General features: G+C 71.0%; 6 protein-coding genes and 1 pseudogene. 6 read left to right on the top strand and 1 reads right to left on the bottom strand.

Annotated elements, in window-relative coordinates; all coding sequences use genetic code 11:
- The 6 genes and pseudogenes from ACFXAE_RS33490 to proC all read left to right on the top strand — a co-directional run.
- Nucleotides 1-441 (top strand): annotated as a pseudogene (locus ACFXAE_RS33490) (helix-turn-helix domain-containing protein); the annotation flags it as partial.
- Between the two features lie 103 nt (nucleotides 442-544).
- A complete protein-coding gene (locus ACFXAE_RS33495; RefSeq protein ID WP_384722572.1) occupies nucleotides 545-1,072 on the top strand; it encodes an EamA/RhaT family transporter in 528 nt (175 codons plus the stop codon).
- A gap of 259 nt (nucleotides 1,073-1,331) precedes the next feature.
- Nucleotides 1,332-2,117 (top strand): class I SAM-dependent methyltransferase, encoded by a 786-nt coding sequence (locus ACFXAE_RS33500; RefSeq protein ID WP_384722575.1) that lies wholly within the window; start codon nucleotides 1,332-1,334, stop codon nucleotides 2,115-2,117.
- 33 nt (nucleotides 2,118-2,150) lie between these two features.
- Nucleotides 2,151-2,942, top strand: a complete 792-nt coding sequence (locus ACFXAE_RS33505; protein ID WP_384722578.1) for an ABC transporter ATP-binding protein — start codon at nucleotides 2,151-2,153, stop codon at nucleotides 2,940-2,942.
- The gene (locus tag ACFXAE_RS33510) at nucleotides 2,939-3,709 is read left to right on the top strand and encodes an ABC transporter permease (RefSeq protein ID WP_384722581.1); all 771 of its coding nucleotides are present in this window, start codon (nucleotides 2,939-2,941) and stop codon (nucleotides 3,707-3,709) included. Before ACFXAE_RS33505 ends, ACFXAE_RS33510 begins: the two co-directional genes overlap by 4 nt.
- Nucleotides 3,710-3,925: 216 nt before the next feature.
- Nucleotides 3,926-4,738 (top strand): pyrroline-5-carboxylate reductase, encoded by an 813-nt coding sequence (gene proC / locus ACFXAE_RS33515; protein ID WP_384722584.1) that lies wholly within the window; start codon nucleotides 3,926-3,928, stop codon nucleotides 4,736-4,738.
- An 88-nt stretch (nucleotides 4,739-4,826) separates the two neighbouring features.
- Here proC and trpS read toward each other — a convergent pair whose 3' ends face one another.
- Nucleotides 4,827-5,861 (bottom strand): tryptophan--tRNA ligase, encoded by a 1,035-nt coding sequence (gene trpS, locus ACFXAE_RS33520; protein WP_384722586.1) that lies wholly within the window; start codon nucleotides 5,859-5,861, stop codon nucleotides 4,827-4,829.
- Between the last annotated feature and the right edge of the window lie 529 nt (nucleotides 5,862-6,390).

Below are 6,390 nucleotides of genomic sequence, written 5' to 3' on the forward strand. Positions count from 1 at the left end.
CCGGATCCGGGGTCGGGCATCCTGTGGGTGTTCGGGCGGCGGCTGAAACGCTTCCGGCTGCGGGCGGGGCTGGAGCGCGCCGAGATCGGGTCGCGGACGGGCTGCTCGCCGTCCACGATCGCCTCGTACGAGCAGGGCGGACGCGTACCGCCGCCCCGGTTCATCGACATGGCGGACGAACTCCTCGACGCGAGCGGCGTCCTGCTGGAGATCAAGGACGAGGTCGCGCGGTCCCAGTTCCCGGCGTTGAAGGGCGCGACGGAGCTGACGTGGGTCACGAGCACCCACAGCAGCGGTGAGGGTGGCGACTGCGTCGAGGTGGCCGCCTCCTCCCACACGGTCCGTGTACGGGACTCCAAGGACGTCGCCCGCCCCGGGCCGGCCGTTGGCCGGAACGCCTGGGGGACGTTCGTCGGGTACGCCGTCGAAGGGATCCGCTGAGCCGTCGTCGTACGACCGTGCCCCGGGGCTTCGTCCGGAGCCGCAGGGCACGGTCGTGCACGACCGGCCCGCGGCGGGGGCCCGGCAGGGGAGGGGGACCCGCATGCGTACATGGGGGAGGAGTCACAATCGACTGGTGAGCGCAGTAGAGAACGACCCGAGCGGCACCCCCGCCGGCCCGCAGCCCGAGCCCATCCGCTTCTTCGGCACCACCTGGGTCGACCACTCCGGTGGCTACACCGCCCGCCGCGTCGGCGTCGCCGTCGGCTCCCTCGCCACCGCGGCAGCCGCCTGCCTCGTCCTGCGCATCGCCTACGACGGGCTCCGGATCGCCGACGTCGGCAGCTTCGTCTCGCTGCTCATGGTCGTGATGTTCGCGATCTGCAGCTCGCTCGCCTTCCGCCACACCTGGTCCGCCTTCACCACCCGCCCCGATCCCGACCGCCAGGCGTCCCTGCGCGGCCTGCTGGCCATCGGCTTCGTCGGCTCGCTCCTCGCCTACTTCCTCCGCACCTTCACCGAGGCCCCGGGCGAGAAGCTCCACCGCGCCGAGTACGACAAGGCCCGCGAGGACTACGAGAAGCGCACCACCCGCCGCACGGGCAACCCGTCGAAGAAGCGCCGCCGTTAGGGGCTGCCCGACGGATCGGGCGTATGGCAAACCCTGGTGACTTCCGGGCGGACGCTGCGGCCCTCGGGATCCACAGGGATGCTGTTGGTCAATCCCGTCACAGGACACTGATGGGAGCGATTCTCCAAGCGGCGCGCCGCCCGTGCGCCGCTCTGCCTGGAGAATCGCTCCCATCGCCGTCTGCGCGGCATGTCCCGGCAGCCGCTCGTACTCCCCGAAAACCGCCTGCGTGCCGAAGCCGCCCGGTCACCATGGCCGTATGACGACACCCGGAGTCGACCACCTCACCCGAGCCCACTCCTTCAACGCGGCCGCCGCCCAGTACGCCGCCAACCGCCCCTCCTACCCACCCGCCCTCTTCGACGCGATCGAGGAGCTGACCGGCCGCCCCCTCGCCGGCGCCCGGGTCGTGGACGTCGGAGCCGGTACGGGCATGGCGACCGCCCGCCTGCACGAGCGCGGCGCCGACGTGATCGCCGTCGAGCCCGGTGAGGGCATGGCAGCCGAGTTCCGGCGCACCCTCCCCGACGTGCCGGTCGTCCGGGGCGACGGAAACGCCCTCCCCCTCGCCGACCACCGCGCCGACCTCCTCACCTACGCCCAGGCCTGGCACTGGACCGACCCGGCCCATGCCGTCCCGGAGGCGGTGTGCGTGCTGCGGCCGGGCGGCGCGCTCGCCCTGTGGTGGAACACCAGCGCGGACGACGTGCCGTGGATCGCGGAGGCGTCCGCACGCGCCGACCGCCACTTCGGCCTCGACCTCTCTGCCGAGAAGCACAACATCCACGCGCGTGTCGCCGACCCCACGGGCCGCCTCGACTTCGTCCGCCGCGTCGTCCGCTGGAGCCGTCGCGTCCCCCTCGATATCCACCTGGCCAACATCGGCAGCCACTCGGTCTTCCTGACCCAGGGCGCGGAACGCGGCGCCGCCTACCTCGCCGAGGAGCGACGGCACGTCCTGGAGGTCTTCCCGGACGGGATCGTCGAAGAGACCTACGACGTCGTCCTCCTCCTCGCCACCACACCCCCGACCCCGACGGCTTGACGCCTCCCCGGACCCGGGAGGAGTATTCATCACATGATGAATTACTCTCCCCGGCCACCGGAGGAACCGGCCGTCCACGCCCAGGACCTCACCGTCGTCCGAGGCTCCCGCACCGTCCTGCGCGGCCTCGACTTCACCGTCCCGCGCGGCCGGATCACCGGCCTCCTCGGCCCCTCCGGCTGCGGCAAGTCGACCCTGATGCGGGCCGTCGTCGGCACCCAGGCCAAGGTCACCGGCACCCTGGACGTCCTCGGCAGCCCCGCCGGCCACCCCGCCCTGCGCACCCGCATCGGCTACGTCACCCAGGCGCCCTCCGTCTACGACGACCTGACCGTCCGCCAGAACCTCGACTACTTCGCCGCGATCCTCGACCCCGGCCGAGCAGCCGCCGACCGCCGCCACGAGAACGTCACCCGGGCCATCGCCGACGTCGACCTCGCCACCCACGCCGACGCCCTCGCCGGCCATCTCTCCGGCGGCCAGCGCAGCCGCGTCTCCCTCGCCGTGGCCCTTCTGGGCACCCCCGAGCTCCTGGTCCTCGACGAACCCACCGTCGGCCTCGACCCGGTCCTGCGCCGCGACCTGTGGCAGCTCTTCCACACCCTCGCCACCGAACGCGGCACCACCCTCCTGATCTCCTCCCACGTCATGGACGAGGCCGAGCGCTGCCACCGTCTCCTGCTCATGCGCGCGGGCGGGATCCTCGCCGACGACACCCCCGACGCCCTGCGCACCCGCACCGGCTCCGACACCGTCGAGGCGGCCTTCCTCCACCTGGTCGACGAGGCGATCGCGGCAGGCCGTACGAAGGAGACGACCCGATGAGCACGACCACCCCCGCCCCGACGCGCGCCCTCGACGCCTCCCGCACCACCGCCACCGCCGCCCGGGTCCTGCGCCAGCTCCGCCACGACCCGCGCACCATCGCGCTGATGGTCCTCATCCCCTGCGTGATGCTGTTCCTGCTCCGTTACGTCTTCGACGGCAGCGCGCGCACCTTCGACAACATCGGTGCCTCACTCCTCGGGATCTTCCCGCTGATCACGATGTTCCTGGTCACCTCGATCGCCACCCTGCGCGAACGCACCTCCGGCACCCTCGAACGCCTCCTCGCCATGCCGCTGGGCAAGGGCGACCTCATCGCCGGCTACGCCCTCGCCTTCGGCACCCTGGCGATCGTCCAGTCCGCCCTCGCCACGGGCCTCGCCGTCTGGTTCCTCGGCCTCGACGTCACCGGCAGCCCCTGGCTGCTCCTGCTGATCGCCCTGCTCGACGCGCTCCTCGGCACGGCCCTCGGCCTCTTCGTCTCGGCCTTCGCGGCCTCCGAATTCCAGGCGGTCCAGTTCATGCCGGCGGTGATCTTCCCCCAGCTCCTCCTCTGCGGCCTCTTCGCCCCACGCGAGAACATGCACCCGGTCCTGGAGGCCGTCTCCGACGCCCTCCCCATGTCCTACGCGGTCGACGGCATGAACGAGGTCCTGAAGCACACCGACATGACCGCCGCCTTCGTCCGCGACACCGCGATCGTCGCGGGCTGCGCGCTGCTGGTCCTGACCCTGGGCGCGGCCACCTTGAAACGCCGAACGCAATAACCACCCCGCCCTCCACCCGCGGGCAGTCGTGCCGCTGGGGCGGCACGGGTGGGCGCGGACGGCACCCCACAAGCAGGGCGAGCGACACCCACCCCCGGCCCCCACCCACCCCAGTCCCCCGAACGACATCCCGCCCACCGGACGCCCCACCCCCACCCGCCCCGGGGATGCGAGGATGCCCCCAGGACGACGCACCCCCGGAGGGCACCCCCAGCCATGACCCAGAAAGTCGCAGTCCTCGGCACCGGAAAAATCGGCGAAGCCCTGCTCAGCGGAATGATCCGCGCCGGCTGGGCCCCCACCGACCTCCTCGTCACCGCCCGCCGCCAGGAACGAGCCGACGAACTCCGCACCCGCTACGGAGTCACCCCGGTCTCCAACCAGGAAGCCGCCAAGACCGCCGACACCCTGATCCTCACGGTCAAACCGCAGGACATGGGCACCCTCCTCGACGAACTCGCCCCCCACGTCCCCGCCGACCGCTTGGTCATCAGCGGCGCCGCAGGCATCCCCACCGCCTTCTTCGAGGACCGCCTCGCCTCCGGCACCCCGGTCGTCCGCGTCATGACCAACACCCCCGCCCTCGTCGACGAGGCCATGTCGGTCATCTCCGCCGGTACCCACGCCACCGCCGACCACCTCACGCACACCGAGGAGATCTTCGGCGCCGTCGGCAAGACGCTCCGTGTCCCCGAGTCCCAGCAGGACGCCTGCACCGCCCTCTCCGGCTCCGGCCCGGCGTACTTCTTCTACCTGGTCGAAGCCATGACCGACGCCGGCATCCTGCTCGGCCTGCCCCGCGACAAGGCCCACGACCTGATCGTCCAGTCCGCGATCGGCGCCGCGACGATGCTCCGTGACAGCGGCGAACACCCCGTCAAGCTCCGCGAGAACGTCACCTCCCCCGCCGGCACCACCATCAACGCCATCCGCGAACTCGAGAACCACGGCGTACGAGCCGCCCTCATCGCCGCCCTCGAAGCCGCCCGCGACCGCAGCCGCGAACTCGCGAGCGGCACCAAGGACTGACGACGGCGCCGCCCCCGCAGGGGGCGGTCACCCCATGGCGTCCACGACCTCCTCGGTCGTCACGACCTGTGCGAAACCGCCCCCGCGCCTACCGGGCCGCGTTCAGCACGGGCGCCCCGGTATCCGAGCCCGCCGGCAACAAGCCGATCGCCCGATAAGCGGCATCCACGGTCGGTCGGGCCATGCCCCGCGCCCGCTCCGCACCATCCCGCAGCACCCCCTCCACATAGCCGGGATCCGCGCACAACTCCTTGTGCCTCTCCCGCACCGGCCTCAGGACCTCGACCACCGCCTCCGCGGTGTCCCTCTTCAGATCCCCGTACGACTCATATACACCGGCCAACGCCTCCGGGTTCCCGCCCGAGCACGCGGCAAGGATCTCCAGCAGATTCGCCACCCCCGGCCGGGACTCCCTGTCGTAGACGACGTCCCGCCCGCTGTCGGTCACCGCCCGCATGACCTTCTTCCGCGCCACGTCCGGCTCGTCCAGCAAATAGACGATTCCCGGCCCTGTGTCGTCGCTCTTACCCATCTTCGACATCGGGTCCTGCAAATTCATCACCCGCGCCGCCACCGACGGATTCGTCGCCCGCGGCACCACGAACGTGTGCCCGTACCGCTGGTTGAACCGCACCGCGAGATCCCGCGCCAGCTCCACGTGCTGCGTCTGGTCGTGCCCGACCGGCACCTCGTCCGTCCCGTACGCCAGGATGTCGGCCGCCATCAATACCGGATACGTCAGCAGCGACAACCGCACGCTCCCACCCCGCCGCTGCTCCCGCGCCGCCTTCTCCTTGTACTGGATCATCCGCCGCATCTCACCGTCCGTGGCCACGCACTCCAGCAGGTACGACAGCCGGGCGTGCTCGTCCACATGGCTCTGCACGAACACCGTGCACAGCGCCGGATCCAGCCCGGACGCCAGCAGCAGCGTCGCCGCCTGCCGGCTCAGCCTGCGCACCCGCGCGGGATCGTGGTGCACGGTCAGCGCGTGCAGATCGACGACGCAGAACAGCGCGTCCGCCTGGTGCTGGTCGACCGAGGCCCACTGCCGCATGGCCCCCAGGTAGTTCCCCAGCGTCAGATGCCCGGTCGGCTTGATCCCACTGAAGACCCGTGTCATCTCTTCTCCGTCTCCGGTCCGAGACCGCCGTCCCCGGCCGGCCGCCCCTCGGAGTCCTGAAGGGAGAAACAGAAACGGCCGCCGAGACGGCGGCCGTTGAGTGCATACGTCAGGGGGCGGCCGCCGTCAGGCGGCCCGCCAGCACTGGCTGTACGTACGCGTGGTCATACGGATCAGAGTACGCCCCGGGGTGGGACGAGGCAGCGAGTTGACACGACCCGGCCGCATCCGTACTGTTCTCCGAGTTGTCCGACGTGAGCGCCGACTCCGGTCGGTCCCCGGACAGCCATTCCGCAAGTGCCATCACTGTTCGAGACAGCAGTCTGTCTGCTGTCACGTCCTTGGCATGTGTATTCGCGAAATGAGGAATCCGCGCCCGAAAGGGAGCAGGACCCCGATTAGGTCGGGGGCCGGGAATCCGCTAAAGTCTCACTCGTCGGAACGGCCCAACGGCCGGGAAGGCAACCCGCTCTGACCGGGAATCAGGCCCGAAAGGATCTGATAGAGTCGGAGCCGCCGGAAAGGGAAA

This window comes from Streptomyces sp. NPDC059454 (genome assembly GCF_042749965.1).
Taxonomy (GTDB): Bacteria; Actinomycetota; Actinomycetes; order Streptomycetales; family Streptomycetaceae; genus Streptomyces.